Source organism: Vibrio crassostreae 9ZC13, from assembly GCF_000272045.2.
In the GTDB taxonomy this organism is placed as follows: Bacteria; Pseudomonadota; Gammaproteobacteria; order Enterobacterales; family Vibrionaceae; genus Vibrio; species Vibrio crassostreae_C.
Genome location: NZ_AJYZ02000032.1, coordinates 1 through 362 on the forward strand (window position 1 = coordinate 1; position 362 = coordinate 362).

General features: G+C 55.0%; 1 rRNA gene. It reads right to left on the reverse strand.

The features are described 5' to 3' along the window. A 16S ribosomal RNA gene (locus tag A136_RS10780) occupies positions 1 to 362 on the reverse strand; the annotation flags it as partial.

A 362-nucleotide genomic window follows, 5' to 3' on the forward strand; every position in this document is an offset into this window, starting at 1 on the left:
CCCTTCCTCACAACTGAAAGTACTTTACAACCCGAAGGCCTTCTTCATACACGCGGCATGGCTGCATCAGGCTTTCGCCCATTGTGCAATATTCCCCACTGCTGCCTCCCGTAGGAGTCTGGACCGTGTCTCAGTTCCAGTGTGGCTGATCATCCTCTCAGACCAGCTAGGGATCGTCGCCTTGGTGAGCCATTACCTCACCAACTAGCTAATCCCACCTAGGCATATCTTGACGCGAGAGGCCCGAAGGTCCCCCTCTTTGGCCCGTAGGCATTATGCGGTATTAGCCATCGTTTCCAATGGTTATCCCCCACATCAAGGCAATTTCCTAGGCATTACTCACCCGTCCGCCGCTCGACGCC